Below are 19,273 nucleotides of genomic sequence, written 5' to 3' on the forward strand. Positions count from 1 at the left end.
CGCCCGGACCGTCACGACAGCACGGCGGCGAGCGTGCACCGAACCGTCCCGGCCATGACTGGGCCGGACCGCACCCGGTACGAGAGCGCACCGAGCCTGCACCGGCGCCCGCCTAAGATGCACCCGTGACCCAGACCGAGGAGCCCGGCCCCGTCCACACCGGCTACGAGGACCTGCTGCGGCACGTGCTCGACCGCGGCACGCCCAAGAGCGACCGCACGGGCACCGGCACCCGCAGCGTCTTCGGCCACCAGATCCGCTACGACCTGCGCCAGGGCTTCCCGCTCGTCACCACCAAGCGGGTGTTCCTGCGCGGCGTGGCCGAGGAGCTGTTCTGGTTCCTGCGCGGCGAGCACAACGCCCGCTCGCTGCAGGAGAAGGGCGTGCACATCTGGGACGAGTGGGCCGGCCCCGACGGCGAGCTCGGCCCGGTCTACGGCGTCCAGTGGCGCTCGTGGCCCACGCCCGACGGCGGCCACGTCGACCAGCTCCAGCAGGTGCTCGACACCCTGCGCGCCAACCCGGACTCGCGCCGCATGGTGGTCTCGGCCTGGAACGTCGCCGAGCTCGACCAGATGGCGCTGATGCCCTGCCACGCGCTGTTCCAGTTCTACGTGGCCGACGGCCGCCTCTCCTGCCAGCTCTACCAGCGCAGCGCCGACCTCTTCCTCGGCGTGCCGTTCAACATCGCCTCCTACGCCCTGCTCACCCACATGGTGGCCCAGCAGGCCGGGCTCGAGGTCGGCGACTTCATCTGGACGGGCGGGGACTGCCACATCTACGACAACCACGTCGAGCAGGTGCGCGAGCAGCTGTCCCGCGAGCCCTACCCCTTCCCCACCCTCGAGCTGCGGAAGGCCGGCTCGCTCTGCGGCTACACCTGGGACGACGTCGAGGTCGTCGGCTACCGCCACCACCCCGCCATCAAGGCGCCGGTGGCGGTGTAGATGCTCGGGATGATCTGGGCCCAGGCCCACGACCGGGTCATCGGCGCCCGGGGCACCATGCCCTGGCACCTGCCCGAGGACCTCGCCCACTTCAAGCGCACGACCGCCGGCTCCGCCGTCGTCATGGGCCGGAGCACCTGGGACTCCCTGGACCCCCGGTTCCGCCCCCTGCCGGGCCGGCGCAACATCGTGCTGACCCGCCGCGCCGGCCTCGCGGCCGACGGCGCGCAGGTGGCCGGCAGCCTGGAGGAGGCGCTGAACCTGGCCGGCGAGGACGCGTGGGTCATCGGCGGGGCGGAGGTCTACGCCCAGGCGCTGCCCCGCGCGGACCGGCTCGTCGTCACGGACATCGACCTGGCCGTCGACGGCGACGCCCGCGCCCCGGCGATCGACGACGCCGCCTGGGAGATCGAGTCCGCCGACCCCAACCGCGGCTGGCACACGTCCCGCACCGGGCTCCGGTACCGCGTCACGACGTTCCGGCGCCGCGCCACCGCGTAGGAGCCGCCGCGGTCGTGCGAGCGCGCCAGCGCTGCTGGAGGCGCGGCCGTGCCTAGCGGGCTCCGTGAGGCGGCGGTGGTCATGACGCTCAACCTGTTCTTCACGCCGCAGTTCTCCGACCACCCGGACGACGAGCCGATCTCGGTCTTCGACATGGTGGGCAGCGCGTGGGGCCCCTCGCTCGTGGACCGCGAGAACCTCAAGGAGTACCTGGTCCTCAGCGAGAACGTCACCACGGACTGGGCGGCCGAGGCGGTGCACACGGAGGCCCGAACGGCGAGCCGGTGCTGTGGTGGGGCGGCTACGCGGCCCCGCAGGACGACATCGACACGATCGACGTGCGGGTGCTGGACGAGCTGCCGGAGTTCACCGACGTCCCGATCACCCGATGAGCGGCCGGCTCGGCCCCGCGCGGCGCACCCTCGCGGCGGCCACGCTCGCCGTCGTCGTGCTGCCCCTGGGCACCGCGGCGCGGGCGGACCACGCGAGCAGCAACGACCTGCCGGACCCGACGCCCGAGCTCCTGAGCCGCTCGGTCATCGCGTGGGACCCCGCGGGGAGCGTCATAGCGTGGGAGACGGCCGACGCCGTGCGCACCGTCGAGCAGGTCGAGACCGACGGCGGGCAGACGACGATCACGCTGGCCACGGACATCCTGTTCACGCCGGACAGCGCCGAGCTGCCGGGCACGGCGGCCGAGCGGATCGCGACCCTCGTGGCGCAGATCCCGGACGGCGCGACCGTGCAGGTCCACGGCCACACCGACTCCGTCCAGCGGGCCGTCGACAACAAGCAGCTCTCCACGGCCAGGGCCGAGGCGGTCGCGGCCACCGTGCGGGCCGAGAGGCCGGACCTGGTCCTCGAGGTCGCGGGCTTCGCCGCGACGCGGCCGGCTGTGGCGGAGAACCCGGATGACCCCGCGACCTACGCCGCGAACCGGCGGGTGGAGATCGTCCACGGCGGCTAGCCGCACGCGCGGGGCCTTCGCCGACCCCGCCCGACGGGAAGGGGCCGCCCGGCGTGTGCCGGGCGGCCCGGCGTGGCGGTCAGGACGCGGCGCGGACCTCGATGAGGTTGTTCCACGGGTCGTTGACCCGCAGCACCGCGCCGTCGTGCCGGAACTGCAGGCCGTGGCCGCGCAGCCGGTCGGTGATGCGGGCGACCTCCTCCGTCGTCGGCACCACGATGTCCACGGTGCCCAGGCCGAGGGCGGGCACGCGGGGGCCGGCGCCCAGGCTGTTCCAGGTGTTCATGGCCATGTGGTGGTGGTACCCGCCGGCGGAGACGAACAGCGCCTGGTCCCCGTACGTCGTGGTCTCGGCGAAGCCGAGCTTGTGCACGTAGAAGTCACGCGCCGTCGGCACGTCACCCACCTGCAGGTGCACGTGGCCGAGCACGGCGGCCTCCCCCGCGGGCAGGACCGGGTTCGCGGACGCGATGAGGTCGCGCGCGGCGTCGGTGAGGTGCTCGGCGAGGAAGCGGTTGGGGTCCAGCCACTTCGTGCCCATCTTCACCTGGCCGCCCCGCCACTCCCAGGTGCTGCGGGGACGGTCGGCGTACAGCTCGACACCGTTGCCCTCCGGGTCGGTGAAGTAGAAGGCCTCGGAGACGTCGTGGTCGCCGGCGCCGGCGTACGTCCCCGGAGCCTTCACGGCGACGGAGGCCAGCGCGGTGGCCAGGGCCGCCTGGCTCTCGAAGAGGATCGCGGTGTGGAACAGGCCGGCGCTGCGCGGCGAGCCGGGCGGCAGGGACGGGTCGTGCTTGAGGACGAGCAGCTCGACGCCGTGACGGCCGAGCACCACCTCGTCGCCCTCGGCGCGCAGCACGGTGAGCATGACGGCGTCACGGTAGTAGCGCGTCATGAGGTCCAGGTCGCCGACGTTGAGCGTGACGGCGCCCATGGCGGTGGCGTCGGGCAGCAGGTCCTCCACCGGCCGGGTGGTGGCGGGCGGGGTGTGGGCGGTTGTCTGCTCGGTCATCGTGCTCCTCACGGGCGGGCGGCTTACTTGACGCTTCAACTTGGTACGCCTCGAGGGTATTCCTCCGAGGGCCGCTGGTCCACGTGGGCCGCCCCACACGTGGCCGGTCGCACATCCCCGGCGCGCCGGCGGACGGTCCGGCCGGGCGACCGCCCGGCGTCCACCCGCCCCGGGTGCGCCGCCGCCCGCCGCGGACCGGTCCGCGCCGGCCGCACGGGCCCGGCGCTCAGCCGCGCTCCGGGCCCCCGGCCGGTCGCGGGACGCCCGCCGCTCCTCGCGGCGAGCGTCGAGGTGGCCGGGGTATGCCCGCCTGGACGCGGGCGACGACGGCCACGGTCACCAACGCGCATCATCGTGAGGGTCCCGAGGAGCAGCACGGCGCCGGAGATGCTGATCGAGAGGGCGCGGAAGGCGGTGCAGAACCCGGACACCTGGACCACCAGGGCGAGGGAGACGAGCCCGGCGGAGGTCATGGTCAGGTGGGCGGCGATCCGCCCGAGCACCTCGGCCCAGGTCATGCTGCGGGTCGCCAGCAGGCCCCAGTGCCCGGTCGCCAGCATCTGGGCGCGAACCACGGCCGGAACGGCGCCACCGCCGGTGTCGCTTGCCCGCACGCGGGCCGTCGTCGTCCCGGCCTGCCGGACGGGCGGGGGCGATGACCGGACGGCGAAGCCGTCGTACCCGGGCTCCGGCATGGCCTGCTCCTTCGTGCGCACGTGGGCCACGAAGATGGTGAGCCGTGCTGCGCGATCGTGCCAGCACGCCGGGCAGGCGAAAGGCCCGGCCACCTGATCGGTGACCGGGCCCTCGTGTCAACTACCTGCAGTAGCGGGGGCAGGATTTGAACCTGCGACCTCCGGGTTATGAGCCCGGCGAGCTACCGAGCTGCTCCACCCCGCGTCGGCCTGTACAGGTTACGTCGCCGTGAACAGCCCTGGCAAATCGGTCCGGGGTGCCCCTGCTCACACCACGGCGCCCGACGACGCGGCGCAGCCGTACGGCCGCGCCCCCGACGACGGAGGGGCCGCACCGACGACGGAGGGGCCCCACCGACGACGAAGGGGCCGCCCTCGCGGGCGGCCCCTCCGTGGCTCTGGCGCTACGCCGCCGACTCGCCGGCGTCGGCGGGCGCCCCGCCGCCGCCGGCCGGGGCCTCGCCGCCGCCGGCCGGGGCCTGGCCGCCCTCCGCCGGGGCCTCGCCGGCCGAGGCGGCGATCTCCTCCTCGGCGGCCAGGGCCTCGCCGATGGCGGTGGTCAGTCGCTCCTGCGCCTCGCCGTACGCGGTCCAGTCGCCCTGGGCCAGCGCGGTGTTGCTGTCCTCCAGCGCCTGCTGGGCGTCGGCGAGCGCCTGGGTCAGGCGCTCCTGGGCCGCGGCCGGCACCTCGGTGGTGCCGCTCGGCGGCGCCTGGCCGTCCGGCGTCTCCGGCTGGACCTCGGCGTCGCCGGCCTCGGCGCCCGAGTCGCCACCGAAGACCTGGTCGAGCGCCTCGTCGAGGGTCGAGGCGAAGCCGATCTCGTCACCGAAGGAGACGAGCACGCGCTGCAGCAGCGGGTACTGCGTGCCGGACGACGCCTGGACGTAGACCGGCTGGACGTACAGCAGGCCGCCGCCGACCGGCAGCGTGAGGAGGTTGCCCAGCAGCACGTCCGACCCGCCCTGGCTGAGCAGGTTCAGCTCGGTGGAGACGGTCGGGTTGGAGTTGAAGTTGTTCTGCACCTGGCCGGGACCGGGCACCGTGACGTCGCTCGGCAGCTCCAGCAGGCGCATCTGGCCGTAGCCCTCCCGGACCTCCCCCGGCGTGTCCCCCGTCTCGGAGTCCACGGCGAGGAAGCCGGTGAGGATGTTGCGCTCGGTCTGGCCGCCCGGGATGAAGCTCGTGGTCAGGGAGAACTGCGCCTCCTCCTGGCCGGGCATCTGCATGGTCAGGTAGAACGGCGGCTGCGGCACGTCACCGACCGTCGGGTCCTCCGGGATGTTCCAGAAGTTCGACCCGGAGTAGAACGACGCGGCGTCGGTGACGTGGTACTGGGTGAGCAGTTCGCGCTGGACCTTGAACAGGTCCTCGGGGTAGCGCATGTGGCTCATCAGGTCGCCGCTGATCTCGCTGACCGGCTGGATCTGGTCCGGGAAGACGTTCTCCCAGGTCTGCAGGATCGGGTCCTGCTCGTCCCACTCGTACAGGGTCACCTCGCCGTCGTAGGCGTTGACCACCGCCTTGACGGAGTTGCGGATGTAGTTGACCTGCTCCGGGGCCACGCCCACCGCGACGGGCGTGCCGTTGGCGGTGACCACGGAGTCCGTGGTGGCCTCCTCCAGCGACTCGCGGGCGGAGTACGGGTAGTCGTTGGTGGTGGTGTACCCGTCGACGATCCACACCAGATCCTTGGGCGTGCCCGGGTCGTCGTCCATGTCCACGATGGCCGGGTAGGCGCGGTTGTCGAGGGTGAGGTACGGCGCCACCTTGGCGACGCGGGTGTGCGGGTCGCGGTCGAAGAGGATCTGCGACTCGTCGGTCACGCGGTCGGAGAAGAGGATCTGCATGTCGCCGAACTTCAGCGCGTAGAGCAGCTTGTTGAAGAAGCTCCCCACCGAGGGGCCGCCGTTCCCGGTGTAGGTGTTGTTGACCTGGCCGTTGGGGGCGTCGTCGTCGGGGTAGTCCAGCTCCCACGGCTCGGTGCCCTCGGGCGCGCCGACGATGGAGTACTCCGGGCTGTTCTCGCCGAAGTACACGCGCGGCTCGTACTCGCCCAGCTCGCCGGTGGACGGGATGCCCTGCTCGTAGAACGCCGGGCGGCCGTCGGAGGAGAGGGTGTTGCCGTACGCGGCCACCGCGCCGAACCCGTGGGTGTACACGGTCTTGTCGTTGACCCAGGTGCGCTGGTTCTCGCCCAGGCCGTTCTGGTTGAGCTCGCGGACCGCGATGACGGTGTCGCGCTTCTCGCCGTCGATCTCGTAGCGGTCCACCGCCAGCGGGTCGGCGAAGCCGTAGTACTGGCGGTTCTGCTGGAGCTGGTTGAACGTCGGGGCGACGATGTTCGGGTCGAGCAGCCGGATGGACGCGGTGGACTGGCTGTCCTCGCGCAGCTGGCCGGCCTCGGCCTCGGTGGTCGCGGAGTAGGTCTGCGTCTCGATGTTCTCGAGGCCGTAGGCGGCGAGCGTCGCGTCGATGTTGCGCTGGATGTACGGCGACTCCGCCTCGACGGCGTTGGGCTCGACCTGGAAGCGCTGGACGATGGCCGGGTACACCGAGCCCACCACGATCGCGGAGAGCACCATCAGCGCGATGCCGGCGGCCGGGAGCCGCCAGGTGCCCTTGAACGCGGTGACCACGAACAGCACGACGACGACCAGCGCGATGCCAGCCAGGATCGACTTGGCGGGCAGGTTGGCGTTGACGTCCGTGTAGGACGCGCCGGCGAAGCGGCCGGCGTCCCCGACCAGCAGCGAGTAGCGGTCCAGCCAGTAGCTCGCGGCGATGAGCAGGACGAACACGGCGGCGAGCACGGACAGGTGCACGCGGGCCGCCGGCGTGACCCGCTGCTGGCGCGGGGCCAGGGAGATCCCGCCGTAGAGGTAGTGCGTGATGATCGCGGCGACGGCGGCGATGAACACGACCGTCATGAGGAACGACACGAGCGAGCGCACCACCGGCAGGATGAAGACGAAGAAGCCGATGTCCAGCCCGAACTGCGGGTCGCGCTCACCGAAGGGCTCCGCGTTGATCCACGTCAGCACCGAGCGCCACTGACCCGACAGGCTCGCCCCGGCGAAGAGCCCCAGCACCACCGGCGCGCCGATCATCACCAGCCTGCGCAGCGGCTCGACGCTCTCGCGGTAGCGGTCGAGGTTGCGCTCCTCCGGGGTGGTGGGCGGGTAGACCTGGCGGCGGGAGTACGCCAGGTGGAGGTTGAGCAGGACGGCCCCGCCCATGACCACGAACCCGACGACGAAGAGGGCGGCGCGGGTGAGCCACTCGGTCACCAGCACCTGCGTGAAGTCCAGCTGCTCGAACCACTGCACCTCGGTCCACACCTGCGCCGCCGACATGACGATGGCGGCCAGGATGGCGAGGACAACGACGGTGGGGACCAGCGCCCCTCTGCGCTGGCCCTCCCTCCTCGAGCCGGGCGGACGGGGGACGGATGCGGTGGTCACGGAGCAGCACCTCAGTAGGTCGAGCAGTATCGGGTATGTGCGGACGCGGGCGGCCACCTGTGGCGCAGCGCCTCCAACTCTGAAACGTCCGGTCCGCACCCAAGGTTCCCACAGATGGCCGGCTCGCCGCGGCCGGGCGGCCCCAGCCGGTGCTGCGATCATGGGGGCATGACGGAGCAACCGGCGGCGCCCATGACCGCGCGTGAAGGAGCCCTGCGCTCGGCGGTGCTGGATCTGGAGCGGCACGTGGCCTCGCTCGGGTGGGACGGACCCGTGTTCGTCTTCGCGCTGGTGCGCACGGCCGACGCGCTCGCCCAGAACCCGGGCCTCGCGCGCGAGCTGCCGGCGGAGGCCGTCCGGGCGGCCGAGGAGGATGCCGAGCACCTCACGAGCATCGAGCAGGACGGCCTGCCCGGGGCGGGCACGCTGGAGGAGCTGCTCGGCCAGCTCGCCTGGCCCGACGCCGTCGACGGCGCCGCGATCGTCGTCGAGCGCATGGTCGTGCCGCCGGAGGCGGAGCAGGGGATGCCCGCGGACCCGCAGGCAGCGGTGGAGTACCTGATGAACCACCCCGCGCGCGAGGACGTGCGCATGGCGGCGGGCGTGCTGCGCACGGGCGAGTCCTGGTGCGCCCTGCGCGCCCGCAGCCACGACTCCGACGACGCCGTCGGCGGCTCCCCCGAGGCCGTGCCGGGCCTGGTGGCCGCGCTGCGCTCGACGTTCGCCTAGCCGCGGGGCCGGATCGACCGGCGGAACCTACCCCGCCGCGCAGGTCGGCAGCTCGCCGCCGTCGCCGGTGCCGATGGCCTCGACGGCGTCGCGCGCCTGCCCCAGCGTGGACACCGAGACCACGCGCAGGCCGTCGGGCACGTGACCGACCACCTCGTCGCAGTTGTCCGACGGCGCCAGGAACCACTCGGCGCCGTCGCGCCGGGCACCGATCAGCTTCTGCTGGATGCCGCCGATGGCTCCGACCTCACCGGCGAGGTTCATGGTGCCGGTGCCGGCGATCTGCTCCCCGCCGGTCATCTCGCCGGGGGTGAGCGTGTCGATGATCCCCAGCGCGAACATGGTCCCGGCGCTGGGGCCGCCGATGTTCTCGATGTCGAAGGAGACCTGGACCGGGAGCTCGACGTCCGGCTCCAGGACCACCCCGAGGACGCTGCCCTCCGGCGGCTCCTGGCCCTCGAGGGCGGGCTCGGGAACGGGCGGTGCCATGGTGGCCACGTCCACCGTGACGTCCTCGCCGCCGCGGAGGACGCCGATGCCGACCGTGGTGCCGGGCGGCGTCGTCGCGAGCACGCCGGAGAGGTCCGAGAAGCTCTGCACCTCCGTGCGCGAGCCGCCCTCGGGGTGGATGGACCGGACGACGTCGCCGGGGAGGAGCAGGCCCTCGGCGCCCGAGCCGGGGGCGGTGCCGCCGACGGTGAGGACCATGGGGACCTCGTACCCGAGCTCCTCCAGCGCCGCCACGGTGGCGTTCGTCTGGGAGGAGGTCATCTGGGCGCCGGACTCCGCGTCGAGGGACTCCCGGGTGGTGCCCTCGGGGAAGACCGCCTCGCGGGGCACGACCACATCGCTGCGCGAGACCCATCCCTCGAGGACGTCCACGGCGGTGACCGGGTAGCCGGGCCCGCCGGAGACGGACACGGTGGTGAGCCGCAGCTCGCCGTCGCCGGCCGGGTAGGTCTCGGCGCCCTCCACGGAGATCAGCGGCTCCCCCTCCACCTCCGCGAGGGTGTTCACGGTGGGGCCCGGGCGCTGGACGGCGTAGGGAAGCGGCACCAGCATCATGACGAGCAGGAGCAGCGCGAGCGCCGCGCCGGAGACGACGAGCGTGACGGAGCGCCGCGAGACGAGGGGCGTCTCGTCGTCGGGCTCCGAGAGGTCGGGGTCGGTGGCGCCGGGGTGGTCGCCCGGGCCGGCCGTGGCGGTACCGCGGGTACCGTCCCGGCCGGCCGTGGCGGCGGCGGCCTCGGCACCTCCCCGGGGCCCGTCGGACGTATCGCCGTGGGCGCCCGCCGCGGGATCGCCGGCCGCGTCGCCGCGCTCGGCACCCGCCGGACCGGTCCACGACGACGCGCGTCGGCCGGAGCGGCGGGTACCCGGGGAAATCACCGGGCCATCATGCCGCACGCGCCTGAACGGCGGCTGGGGAGCGGGGAGCCGGTGCTGGTCGTCTTGCCGATGTGCCGGGGCAGGTGCGAGTGCAGGCACAGGTGGAGGCGCAGCGGAGGCGCAGGCGCAGGTGCAGGTGCCCAAGGCGCCGGCGAGGGCGCCTCCGAGCTGCTCATCTGCGCCCTGAGCGAACCCCCGCCGTCCGACCGGGCCCGCCCATGCTTCCGCCCTCGACCGGCGGTTACCGTGGTGCTCCACGACACCGAGGAGTACGCGATGAGCCAGGACCCCACCCAGGGCGGCGAGCCGAACAGCTGGGAGGAGCTGCTGCGCTCGATGATGGGCCCGGAGGCCGCGGAGGAGGCGCTCCGCGCGATGCGGGCGAGCGGGCTCGACCCGGAGGCGATGTCCCGCGCTGCGGGCCTGCCCACCGACCGCAACCAGCTGATGATGATGCTCACGCAGATGCAGCAGCTCCTCGCCTCGGGCGGCGGCGGCCCCGTGAACTGGGACCTGGCCAAGAACCTCGCACGCCAGACGGCGCACACCGGCGGAGACCCGGCCGTCACCGCGGCCGAGGCCGAGCGGGTGCGCTCCGCGCTGTCCGTGGCCGATCTCTGGCTCGACACGGCCACCGAGCTGGGCCCGGCCGGCGGGCGACAGGAGTCGTGGAGCCGGGCGGAGTGGGTGGAGCGGACCCTGCCCACGTGGAAGCGGCTGTCCGAGCCGGTGGCCGCCTCGGTCGCGCAGGCGCTGGTGGACACCATCTCGGCGCAGAGCGAGCACATGCCGCCGGAGGTCCAGGCCCTCGCCCGGCAGATGGGCGCGGCGCAGGGCATGCTGCGCCAGCTCGGCGGCGCCGTCTTCGGCATGCAGCTGGGGCAGGCGGTCGGCACCCTCGCCCGCGACGCCTTCGGCCCCGCGGACACGGGGCTGCCGCTCGTGGAGGAGCCGCTGTCCGCACTCGTGCCGGCCAACGTCGCGGAGTTCAGCCAGGGCCTGGACGCCCCCGCCGACGAGGTACGCCTCTTCCTCGCGGTGCGGGAGGTGGCCCACGCCAGGCTCTTCACCCACGTGCCGTGGCTGCGCGCCCACCTTCTCGGCATCGTCGAGTCCTACGCGCGCGAGATCACCATCGACACCGACGCCATGGAGGAGGCGGTCCGCGGGATCGACCCCACCAACCCGGAGGAGCTGCGCGAGGCCTTCTCGGGCGGCGTGTTCGCGCTCGAGCAGTCCCCCGCCCAGAAGGCGGCGCTGCTGCGGCTGGAGACGGCGCTGGCGCTCGTGGAGGGCTGGGTCGAGGAGGTCACCGCGCAGGCGGTCGCGGCGCACCTGCCGCACGCGGTGCCGCTGCGCGAGATGCTCCGCCGCCGCCGGGCGACCGGAGGACCGGCCGAGCAGACGTTCGCCGCGCTCGTCGGGCTGGAGCTGCGGCCGCGCCGCCTGCGCGAGGCCGCGGCGCTGTGGGCCTCGCTCGGCGCGGCGCGGGGCGTGGCCAAGCGCGACGCCCTCTGGTCCCACCCCGACCTGATGCCCACGCCCGAGGAGCTGGACGACCCCCAGGGCTTCGTCGCCGCCCGTCAGGCGGCCCGGGCGGCCGAGGAGGACGTCGACGCGGCCCTCGCCGCGCTGCTCGACGGCACGCTGCACCCGTCGCAGGCGCCCGAGGACGAGACGCCCGAGGACCAGCCGCCCGCCGACGGTGAGCCGCCGGCCGACGGCGGACCCGGCCGGGAGTAGCGGCCGCTCCCCGGAGCTGTCCACAGGGCCACCGCGCGGCCGGGCGCCGGCGCGTGCGTCCGTGCCACCCTCGTGCCCCTGGACGGCACCTCGAGGGGGGAAGGATGCGGCTGAGACCGGGACTGGTGGTGCTGTGGCGGCGCGAGGGCGAGAGCCAGATCGGCGCCGACCCGCGCTGCGCCGTCGTGCTGGAGGACCTGACGCCGGGCGAGCAGCGGGTGCTCGATCACCTGCGTCACGCCCCGACCGAGGCCGACCTCGTCCGCGTCGGCCGCACGGCGGGCGTGGGCGCCGACCGGGTGCGCGAGCTCGTCACCTTGCTCACGCGGTCGGGCGTCCTGGCACCGGAGCCCGGCCGGGGCGCCTCACCCACCCCGCGCACGCCCGAGGAGGCCTACTGGGCGCGCCTCCGCCCGGACGCCGACGGCGCAGCCGTCTCCTCGGCCCGGGCGGCGGCCGTCGTGGCCGTCCTCGGGCTGGACCGGCTCGGCGTGAACCTCGCGACGTTCCTCGCCACCGCCGGCGTGGGCACCCTGCTGCTCGCCGACCCGACGACGGTGACGGAGTCGGACCTCGGCCCGTACCACCCCCGCGACGTCGGCCGGCGGCGGCGGGAGCAGGCGGTGGCCCAGCTGCGCTCGACGTTCCCCCGGCTGCGCACCGCGGCCGCGCCCGGCACGCGCCCGGACGTGGTCGTCGCCGTCTCCACGGCGGTCGCCGACCCGGTGCGGCTGCGCCCGCTCGTGCGGGACGACGTGGTCCACATGCCGGTGGTCGTCGGGGAGGTCGACGTCGCCGTCGGGCCGCTCGTGGTGCCCGGCCGCGGCCCGTGCACCCGGTGCGTGGACCTCCACCGCACGGACGCCGACCCGTGCTGGCCCGCGGTGGCGACCCAGCTGCGCGCCGAGGCCCCCACCGGCACCGAGGCGACCGTGAGCCAGCTGGGCGCCGCGCTGGCCGCGCACCAGGTGCTGGCGTGGCTGGACGGGCGGGAGGTGGCGGTCCTCGGCGCGACGCTCGAGGTGGGGGCCGCGGACCCGCTGCCCGTGGTGCGCCGCTGGTCCGTGCACCCGGAGTGCGGGTGCACGGACCTGGAGACGCGGGAACCGCCGGTGGCCGAGGCCGCTCTCGCGACCTGACCACCGGCGGTCGGTCCCTGCGGGTTCCGCCGGCCCCTGCCGCCCGGCGCCGCCGGACTCTGCCGCCCGGCGCCGCCGGCCTGGCCGAGCGGCCCGGCCGGGGATCAGGCGGTCGGCTCGTCCTTGCGGGGGCGTCCACGGCCGCGCTTGCGGGCGATGACGACGCCGTCGAGGAAGACCTCGCCGCCCCACACGCCCCACGGCTCCTGCCGCTCGAGGGCACCGGCGAGGCAGGCCTCGCGCACCGGGCAGCTGCGGCACAGCGCCTTGGCCTGCTCGACGTCGGCGGTCCGCTCGGCGAACCACAGGTCGGTGTCCTCGGCCTGCTGGCACGGCGTGGCGGTCCCCGGGTTGGCGGGGGTCGACAGCACGCCCCAGCCGCCGAGGTCCGCCATGCTGCGCGGCGCCGTGGCGGGCCAGGTGCTGGAAGATCCCTGGCTGATCTGGTCGAGAAGTGCGGTGAGCTGCACGGCTGCTCCTGTGGTCGTTCACTGTCCGGGGCGTGGGCCGGGCAGGTCGCCGAGATGACGACGGCCGCGGACCCGATGGGGATCGCGCGGCCGGTGAGGAGCAGCTGGTGCAGTCCTAGGTCCGGGAGGCGGTCCCTCGCGAGGTGCCGAAGGCGGGGCGAAGGCGCACGTGTCCCTCGGCAGTGCCGATGGGCGCGGCGGAGCACGGCCGCACCGCGGCGGTGCCGTTGGAGATGTGCGCATCACGAGCCGACGTCGGCATGGCAAGCACGTTCCTCATCACAACTGGCACCTCCCTGAAATCGGCGGGGATCCCTTGTCGCTGGCTAGGCGGGACCCGGTCAACTCGGACGTGGTGGAGACTAGACCCGGCCGATCCGGCGGGGCAATTCTTTTTCCAGGTCTCTCGGGAAAATCATCCGCAAGGCGGAGGTGGCGTGGCGGGGGTCATCCCGCGGGAGGATCGCAACGGCGTCGCTGCTGCGCCCACCGGCCCCGCGCGTCAGCGGGCCAGCCACTCCTGGACGTCGACCTCTTCTCCGCGGACGACGGCGAGCACCTGGGGGCCGTAGGCCTCGAGCTTCGTGGCGCCGATCCCGCGCAGCACGGCCAGCTGGCGCAGGTCCTTGGGCTTCGCCGTGGCGATCTGCTGCAGGGTCGTGTCGTGCAGAACCGTGTAGGCGGGCTTGCTGATGGCCTTCGCCAGCTCGCCGCGCCAGGTCCGCAGCCGCTCGAAGAGCTCGGCGTCCGCCGGGTTCTCCTCGAAGAACGACTCGGTCCGCGCCCGCATGGCGGCGCGGCGCGAGAGCCGCGAGCGCCCGGCGCCCTCGTCGGGCCAGATGCCGTCGAGGAAGCGGGACCGCTTGCGCGAGGCCCGGCCGCCCACCTGACGGGCGCGCGCGAAGGAGAGCTGGAGGTGCTCCCGGGCGCGGGTGATGCCGACGTAGAGCAGGCGCCGCTCCTCGGCCACGGCGTCGTCGCCCTCGGCGAGCGAGATGGGCAGCAGCCCCTCGGAGACGCCGACGATGAACACGGCGTCCCACTCCAGGCCCTTGGCGGCATGCAGGCTGGCCAGGGTCACGCCGTCGACGGTCGGGGCGTGCTGGGCGGCCATGCGGTCGTCGAGCTCGGCGACGAGCCCGGCCATGTCCGCCCCGCGGGTCGCGGCCAGGTCGTCGGCGAGCGTGACGAGGGAGTTGAGCGACTCCCAGCGCTCTCGCACGGCGCCGCGCGCCGACGGCGCCTTGGGGGCCCAGCCGACCGAGGCCAGGACGTCCCGCACGGCCTCGGGCATGGGCTGCCCCTCGCTGGAGCGCACCGCCCCGCGCAGCATGACGATCGCCTCGCGCACCTCCCGGCGCGAGAAGAACCGCTCGCCGCCGCGCACGAGGTAGCCGACGCCGGCGTCCGCGAGCGCCTGCTCGAGGGCCTCGGACTGGCTGTTGGTGCGGTAGAGGACGGCGATCTCGCTCAGCGGCACGCCCTGGTCCCGCAGAGCGGCGATGCGCTCGGCGACGCCGCGCGCCTCGGCGAGGTCGTCGTCGTACGTCTCGAACCGCACGGGCACGGAGGAGGGCCGCTGCGCGACGAGCTCGACCGCGGCCGAGGAGCGGTGCCGGCCGGCCCGCGCCAGCACCCTGTTGGCCAGGTCCACGACCTGCGGCGTGGAGCGGTAGTCCCGCACGAGCCGGACCACCTTCGCGCCCTCGTAGGAGCGCGGGAAGTTCGTGAGGAAGTCCGGGGTCGCGCCGGTGAAGGAGTAGATCGTCTGGGAGACGTCGCCCACCACGCAGATCTCCCGGCGGCGTCCCAGCCACAGGTCAAGCAGGCGCTGCTGGAGCGGGGAGACGTCCTGGTACTCGTCGACGACGAAGTGGCGGTACTGCGCCCGGACCTCGGCCGCGATGCTCTCCTGCTCGCGGAGGATGCCCACGAGGAGCTGCAGGACGTCCTCGAAGTCGATGACGCCGCGCTCGTGCTTGACGTCCTCGTACACCGACAGCAGGCGCGCGATGGTGGCGTGGTCGTGACCGGCGGCGCCCTCGCGACCTGCCCTCGTGGCCTTGGCGACGTAGTGCTCGGCATCGACCAGGGAGACCTTCGCCCACTCGACCTCGCCGGCGAGGTCCCGCACGGCCGTGCGGTCCGCGCCGAGACCGAGCCGGCCGGCGGCCTCGGCCACCAGGGAGGCCTTGTGCTCGGCGATGCGCGGCAGGGAGCCGCCCACGGCCCGGGGCCAGAAGTAGGACAGCTGGCGCAGCGCCGCGGCGTGGAAGGTGCGCGCCTGCACCCCGCCGACGCCGAGGTCCCGCAGCCGGGAGCGCATCTCCCCCGCGGCGCGTGCGGTGAAGGTCACGGCCAGGACCGTCTGGGGGTTGTACACCCCGGACCGGACGCCGTTGGCGATCCGGTAGGTGATCGCGCGGGTCTTGCCCGTGCCCGCCCCCGCCAGCACGCACAGCGGGCCGGTGAGGTTCTCGGCCACGGCGCGCTGGTCGTCGTCCAACGCCGCCAGCAGCTCTTCGGTACTCATCCCTGCCAGTCTCTCAGCCGGCGCCGACAGGCTCGCACGCCCGTCCACCGGTCCCCTCGCCGCCCAGGTCCGGCCGCGCGGTCGGCCGGTCCCTCGCGGGCGGACGGCGCCGCCCCGCATGAGGAAGAATCGGACCAGCGGTGTTGTTCAAGAGACGACGAGAGGAGTGCTTCATGACGACCCAGACGCCTGAGGCCGGCACCATCACCATGTACTCGACCACCTGGTGCGGCTACTGCCGCCGGCTGAAGACGCAGCTGGACCGCGAGGGCATCCCGTACAACGAGGTCAACATCGAGGAGGACGGGGCCTCGGCGCAGTTCGTCGAGTCCGTCAACGGGGGCAACCAGACCGTGCCCACCGTTGTCTTCCCGGACGGCTCCGCGGCGACCAACCCCTCGCTCGCCGACGTCGTCCAGCGCCTCGGCAGCTGACCCGCACGGTCAAGGCCCCGCACACCAGGTGTGCGGGGCCTTGCCGTTCCCCGACGCACGGGGCGAGACCTCATGGCTTCACGGTGCACGGGGTGGGCCCCACAGCGGCCGCACCCGCTCCGCCGTCCCGACGGGATCCGGCCGCCCCCTGCGGGGTTCCGGCTGCCGCGTCACACGGTGCGCGAGTACCGTTCATTCCCAAGGTGCTCCAGCCGAGTGACGGGAAGGGCGCCGATGGCTCAGGGCAGAGCGGGTTCGCGCGGCGTCCGCGCACCGGCGTGGCCGTCGTCGGCCTCCCTCGCCGCCGCCGTGGTGTCCGTGGCGCTCGTCGCGGTCGAGCTCGCGGGCGGCGCCCGGACGAGCTTCCGTGCCGCGGTGGCCGGGTACGTCCTCGGGGCCCTGACGGTCACCGTCCTGGTGCAGGTCCATCGGATCCTCCGCCGGCGCGCGAGCGGCTCTGCCTGGTACAACCCGCGGGCCCGGCTGGACCGGCTGGCCACCCTCGCCGTCGTCCTGGGCCTGGCCTCCGGCGCGTGGCACGCGTTCGTGGTCGCGACGGAGCTGGCCAAATGAGAGTGCTGCGGGTGGCCTGGCTCCTCGTCGCGGCGGCGCTGCTCCTCGTGCTGGGGCCGCCCGCCGCCGCCCGGACCGAGCCGCTCAGCGACGTCGGCCAGAGCACCTTCGCCCGGATCGCGGGCTGCGCCGCCGACGCCGAGCACCTGCTCGTCGCCATCGTCGTCGACGGGTCGAGCAGCCTGCGCGACACCGACCCGCAGAACCGGCGGGTGGACGGCATCGAGACGGCGGTGGACTCCCTCGCCGGGCTGCAGCAGGCCTCCGCGGGGCGGCTCTCCGTCGAGGCCAGCCTCGCCGCCTTCAGCTCGGACTACGACGACCTCGTGCCCTGGGGCGCCGTGGAGGGAGGTCATGCGGACGACCTGCTGCGCGCCGCCCGCGAGGAGCTGCCGGGCCGCAACCGCGACGAGCAGACCGACTACCGGGTGGCGCTGCGCGGCGCGGAGCAGTCCCTCCGATCCCGCCAGGCCGATCTCCAGGGCTCCTCGTGCCCGGTGGTGCTGTGGTTCACCGACGGCGAGCTCGACGTCGCCGGCTCCGAGCAGGCCGCCGCGGCCCAGCTGTGCGACCCCCAGGGCCTCGTCGACGTCCTGCGCGGCGCCCGCATCCCGGTGGTCGCGGTCGCGCTGTTCACCGACTCCGGCCCGGGTGCCGTGCCGCCCGCCGCTCGGGAGGAGCTGCGCGCGATCGCCGAGGGGGCGGGCGACGGCACCAGCTGCGGCACGCAGCCGCTCGCACCCGACGCCGCCCCGGGCGCGTACCTGCGCGCCGACCAGCCCGCGGCGCTGCGACGCCTGTTCGCCGGCGTGGGCGCGCTCATCGAGGGCGGCCGGCAGGCGGAGGGCGCCGGCTGCCCCGGCCCGGCGTGCCCGGACGGCCGGCTCACCGTCCCGGTCGACCCGGGCCTGGCCGGCTTCCGCGCGGTGGTCGAGACGTCTTCCCCGCCGCGGCTGGTCGGCCCCGGCGGCGGCCGGCACGAGCTGCGCCCGGGCTCGACGACGGTGGACGGCGCCGCGGTGTCCGTCACCTCGGGCGGGGGTCTCACCGTCGTCTCCGTCACCTACCCGGCCGGACCGCCCACCTCCGTGGAGTGGGGGCTGGAGACCGGCACCGACGAACAGGCGGCCGTCGACCTCTACTACGTCTGGGGCGTCAGCCTCACGGTCGCGGCGCCGGACGGCCTCGTGGTCGGCGAGCCGTCACGGGTCCAGGCGACCGCCCGGTTCGGCGACGGCACCCCCGTCGATCCCGACGTGTACCGGTCCCTCGACCTGACCCTGCGTGCGGGCGGCACCCAGGTGCCGGTCGGGGCGCTGACCGCCGGCGTGGCTGCGGGCGAGGTCGCCGTTCCGGGCGGCAGCCCGGCGGCGGTGGAGCTGTCCGCGAGCGCGGCGGCCGTCAGCGCGCCGAGCGGCATCCGGCTCGGCCCGGTCGCCGCGACGACGTCCGTCACCGCGTCCCTGCCCCCGGCCTTCCCGCGGCTGGACACCTCACGCCTCGAGTTCCCCGCCCTGGAGGGCACGACGACCGCGACCGCGGCCCTCGAGCTGACCGGCAGCGACCGCGGGCCCACCCGCGCCTGCTACGCCCCGGGCACGCTGACCGGCCCCCCGGAGGCCGGAAACCCTGCCGTCGGCTCCGCGGACCGGTGCGTGGACCTGCCCGCCGGGGAGCAGCGGCGCTGGGACTTCCGGCTGACCACCGGGGCCCCGGCCGACGGCCGCGTCGACGGACGCCTCGACCTCACCCTCACCGCGGTGGACGGCCAGAGCACGACCGTGGCGGTCCCCGTGACGGCCGCGCTGGTGCGGCCCGTGGACGAGCCGCTGCGCTGGGGCCTGACGGCCGCGCTGGTCCTGCTCGCGCTCGCCCTGCCGTGCGCCATCGGCTGGGTGGGCAACGCGGCGGTCGCCCGGTACGGCGTGGGCCCACGCACACGCGTGGCCAGCGTCCCGGTGGTGCTCACCCCCGACGGGCCACGTCGCACGGACGGCGCCGCCGCGCTGCTGACCCCCGAGGACTTCGGCTACCTCGATGCCCAGGCGCCGCGCCGGGTCACCCGCCTGGACGCCGCCGGCCTGCGGTTCTCCAGGACGCTGCCGCTGGTCCCGTTCGCCGAGCCGGCGGCCTGGGTCCGCAGCGCCTCCGGCGAGCTCGTGGCCAGCACCGAGCGCCACGAGCCGTGGGTCGACGGGCAGCGCGCGCGGGCAGGCTTCGGCCTCGGGTCGCGGCTGTACCTCGCGCTGGCGCACCCCGGCCCGGACGGCGACGTCCGCGGGCGCCTGGTGTCCGTGGCCGAGGAGACGCACGGGCTGCGGGATCTCGTCGACGCCCAGCTGGCGGAGGCCGCGCGCAGCGGCGCGGTGTGGGAGGACGTGCACGAGCGGGTGGAGGCGCTGCGGCCCGAGCCGGACGCCGCCGCCGCCCCCGTGACCGAGGCGGAGCCGCAGTACCGGCCGGTGTGGCAGGGACACGGGCCGGACGTGCCGACCGTGCCGCCGCCCGGTGCGGGCATCCGGTGGGACGACGGCGGCACCAGACGGGACGACGGCGTGGGCCCGAGGTGGGAGGACGGCGCGCCCGCCCCGCCCGGCGGCCGGCGCCGGCCGCGCGACGACGACGCCGGCACCGGGCCGGACGACGGTCCGCCGTCGGTCTTCCGAGGAGGGTGAGGGCA

At 74.7% G+C, this 19,273-nt stretch carries 15 protein-coding genes and 1 tRNA gene; 9 read left to right on the forward strand and 7 right to left on the reverse strand.

Annotation, left to right across the window (positions count from 1 at the left end; genetic code table 11):
- Positions 1-125: 125 nt before the first annotated feature.
- The 3 genes from ACF0H8_RS15925 (at position 126) to ACF0H8_RS15935 (ending at position 2,415) form a co-directional block, all read left to right on the forward strand.
- Positions 126-947 (forward strand): thymidylate synthase, encoded by an 822-nt coding sequence (locus ACF0H8_RS15925; RefSeq protein WP_395289865.1) that lies wholly within the window; start codon positions 126-128, stop codon positions 945-947.
- A gap of 9 nt (positions 948-956) precedes the next feature.
- Positions 957-1,448 carry a dihydrofolate reductase gene (locus tag ACF0H8_RS15930; protein WP_395289866.1) on the forward strand — a complete coding sequence of 164 codons (492 nt, stop codon included), beginning with the start codon at positions 957-959 and terminating at the stop codon, positions 1,446-1,448.
- A gap of 388 nt (positions 1,449-1,836) precedes the next feature.
- The gene (locus ACF0H8_RS15935) at positions 1,837-2,415 is read left to right on the forward strand and encodes an OmpA family protein (RefSeq protein ID WP_395289867.1); all 579 of its coding nucleotides are present in this window, start codon (positions 1,837-1,839) and stop codon (positions 2,413-2,415) included.
- Positions 2,416-2,494: 79 nt separating this feature from the next.
- On the opposite strand, the gene ACF0H8_RS15940 is transcribed toward ACF0H8_RS15935, so the two are convergent.
- The 4 genes from ACF0H8_RS15940 to ACF0H8_RS15955 all read right to left on the reverse strand — a co-directional run bounded on the left by ACF0H8_RS15940 (position 2,495) and on the right by ACF0H8_RS15955 (position 7,583).
- Positions 2,495-3,427: a VOC family protein gene (locus ACF0H8_RS15940; RefSeq protein WP_395289868.1), complete on the reverse strand. Its 933-nt coding sequence runs from the start codon at positions 3,425-3,427 to the stop codon at positions 2,495-2,497.
- 35 nt (positions 3,428-3,462) lie between these two features.
- On the reverse strand, positions 3,463-4,143 hold the full coding sequence (locus ACF0H8_RS15945) for a hypothetical protein (RefSeq protein WP_395289869.1): 681 nt from the start codon (positions 4,141-4,143) through the stop codon (positions 3,463-3,465).
- Between the two features lie 110 nt (positions 4,144-4,253).
- Positions 4,254-4,327, reverse strand: a tRNA-Met gene (locus tag ACF0H8_RS15950).
- Positions 4,328-4,526: 199 nt separating this feature from the next.
- On the reverse strand, positions 4,527-7,583 hold the full coding sequence (locus ACF0H8_RS15955) for a UPF0182 family protein (protein WP_395289870.1): 3,057 nt from the start codon (positions 7,581-7,583) through the stop codon (positions 4,527-4,529).
- Positions 7,584-7,751: 168 nt separating this feature from the next.
- Here ACF0H8_RS15955 and ACF0H8_RS15960 point away from each other — a divergent pair, with 168 nt between their 5' ends.
- Positions 7,752-8,312, forward strand: coding sequence for a PPA1309 family protein (locus tag ACF0H8_RS15960; RefSeq protein WP_395289871.1), 561 nt, complete (start codon positions 7,752-7,754; stop codon positions 8,310-8,312).
- A gap of 27 nt (positions 8,313-8,339) precedes the next feature.
- On the opposite strand, the gene ACF0H8_RS15965 is transcribed toward ACF0H8_RS15960, so the two are convergent.
- Positions 8,340-9,701, reverse strand: coding sequence for a PDZ domain-containing protein (locus ACF0H8_RS15965; RefSeq protein WP_395289872.1), 1,362 nt, complete (start codon positions 9,699-9,701; stop codon positions 8,340-8,342).
- A gap of 276 nt (positions 9,702-9,977) precedes the next feature.
- On the opposite strand from ACF0H8_RS15965, the gene ACF0H8_RS15970 reads away from it, so the two are divergent.
- Positions 9,978-11,444, forward strand: coding sequence for a zinc-dependent metalloprotease (locus ACF0H8_RS15970; protein ID WP_395289873.1), 1,467 nt, complete (start codon positions 9,978-9,980; stop codon positions 11,442-11,444).
- A gap of 104 nt (positions 11,445-11,548) precedes the next feature.
- Entirely contained in the window at positions 11,549-12,583 is a 1,035-nt protein-coding gene (locus tag ACF0H8_RS15975) for a ThiF family adenylyltransferase (RefSeq protein ID WP_395289874.1), read from the forward strand.
- A gap of 104 nt (positions 12,584-12,687) precedes the next feature.
- Here ACF0H8_RS15975 and ACF0H8_RS15980 read toward each other — a convergent pair whose 3' ends face one another.
- Both ACF0H8_RS15980 and ACF0H8_RS15985 read right to left on the reverse strand, forming a co-directional pair.
- Positions 12,688-13,053: a WhiB family transcriptional regulator gene (locus ACF0H8_RS15980; RefSeq protein WP_395289875.1), complete on the reverse strand. Its 366-nt coding sequence runs from the start codon at positions 13,051-13,053 to the stop codon at positions 12,688-12,690.
- 502 nt (positions 13,054-13,555) lie between these two features.
- Entirely contained in the window at positions 13,556-15,586 is a 2,031-nt protein-coding gene (locus ACF0H8_RS15985; RefSeq protein ID WP_395289876.1) for an ATP-dependent DNA helicase UvrD2, read from the reverse strand.
- A 173-nt stretch (positions 15,587-15,759) separates the two neighbouring features.
- Here ACF0H8_RS15985 and ACF0H8_RS15990 point away from each other — a divergent pair, with 173 nt between their 5' ends.
- The 3 genes from ACF0H8_RS15990 to ACF0H8_RS16000 all read left to right on the forward strand — a co-directional run bounded on the left by ACF0H8_RS15990 (position 15,760) and on the right by ACF0H8_RS16000 (position 19,268).
- Positions 15,760-16,020 (forward strand): mycoredoxin, encoded by a 261-nt coding sequence (locus ACF0H8_RS15990; protein ID WP_395289877.1) that lies wholly within the window; start codon positions 15,760-15,762, stop codon positions 16,018-16,020.
- 234 nt (positions 16,021-16,254) lie between these two features.
- The gene (locus tag ACF0H8_RS15995) at positions 16,255-16,593 is read left to right on the forward strand and encodes a hypothetical protein (protein WP_395289878.1); all 339 of its coding nucleotides are present in this window, start codon (positions 16,255-16,257) and stop codon (positions 16,591-16,593) included.
- Positions 16,590-19,268 carry a vWA domain-containing protein gene (locus ACF0H8_RS16000; protein WP_395289879.1) on the forward strand — a complete coding sequence of 893 codons (2,679 nt, stop codon included), beginning with the start codon at positions 16,590-16,592 and terminating at the stop codon, positions 19,266-19,268. Before ACF0H8_RS15995 ends, ACF0H8_RS16000 begins: the two co-directional genes overlap by 4 nt.
- Positions 19,269-19,273 lie beyond the last annotated feature (5 nt).

This window comes from Georgenia sp. AZ-5, from assembly GCF_043952095.1.
Classification (GTDB): domain Bacteria; phylum Actinomycetota; class Actinomycetes; order Actinomycetales; family Actinomycetaceae; genus Georgenia.

What these genes read in the sequence shown, in the direction of transcription:
- ACF0H8_RS15930 (WP_395289866.1), top strand. Translation starts at nt 957, where the DNA reads ATGATCTGGGCCCAGGCCCACGACCGGGTCATCGGCGCCCGGGGCACC.
- ACF0H8_RS15995 (WP_395289878.1), top strand. Translation starts at nt 16,255, where the DNA reads ATGGCTCAGGGCAGAGCGGGTTCGCGCGGCGTCCGCGCACCGGCGTGG.
- ACF0H8_RS15975 (WP_395289874.1), top strand. Translation starts at nt 11,549, where the DNA reads ATGCGGCTGAGACCGGGACTGGTGGTGCTGTGGCGGCGCGAGGGCGAG.
- ACF0H8_RS15960 (WP_395289871.1), top strand. Translation starts at nt 7,752, where the DNA reads ATGACGGAGCAACCGGCGGCGCCCATGACCGCGCGTGAAGGAGCCCTG.
- ACF0H8_RS15935 (WP_395289867.1), top strand. Translation starts at nt 1,837, where the DNA reads ATGAGCGGCCGGCTCGGCCCCGCGCGGCGCACCCTCGCGGCGGCCACG.
- ACF0H8_RS15970 (WP_395289873.1), top strand. Translation starts at nt 9,978, where the DNA reads ATGAGCCAGGACCCCACCCAGGGCGGCGAGCCGAACAGCTGGGAGGAG.
- ACF0H8_RS16000 (WP_395289879.1), top strand. Translation starts at nt 16,590, where the DNA reads ATGAGAGTGCTGCGGGTGGCCTGGCTCCTCGTCGCGGCGGCGCTGCTC.
- ACF0H8_RS15985 (WP_395289876.1), bottom strand. Translation starts at nt 15,586, where the DNA reads ATGAGTACCGAAGAGCTGCTGGCGGCGTTGGACGACGACCAGCGCGCC.
- ACF0H8_RS15940 (WP_395289868.1), bottom strand. Translation starts at nt 3,427, where the DNA reads ATGACCGAGCAGACAACCGCCCACACCCCGCCCGCCACCACCCGGCCG.
- ACF0H8_RS15990 (WP_395289877.1), top strand. Translation starts at nt 15,760, where the DNA reads ATGACGACCCAGACGCCTGAGGCCGGCACCATCACCATGTACTCGACC.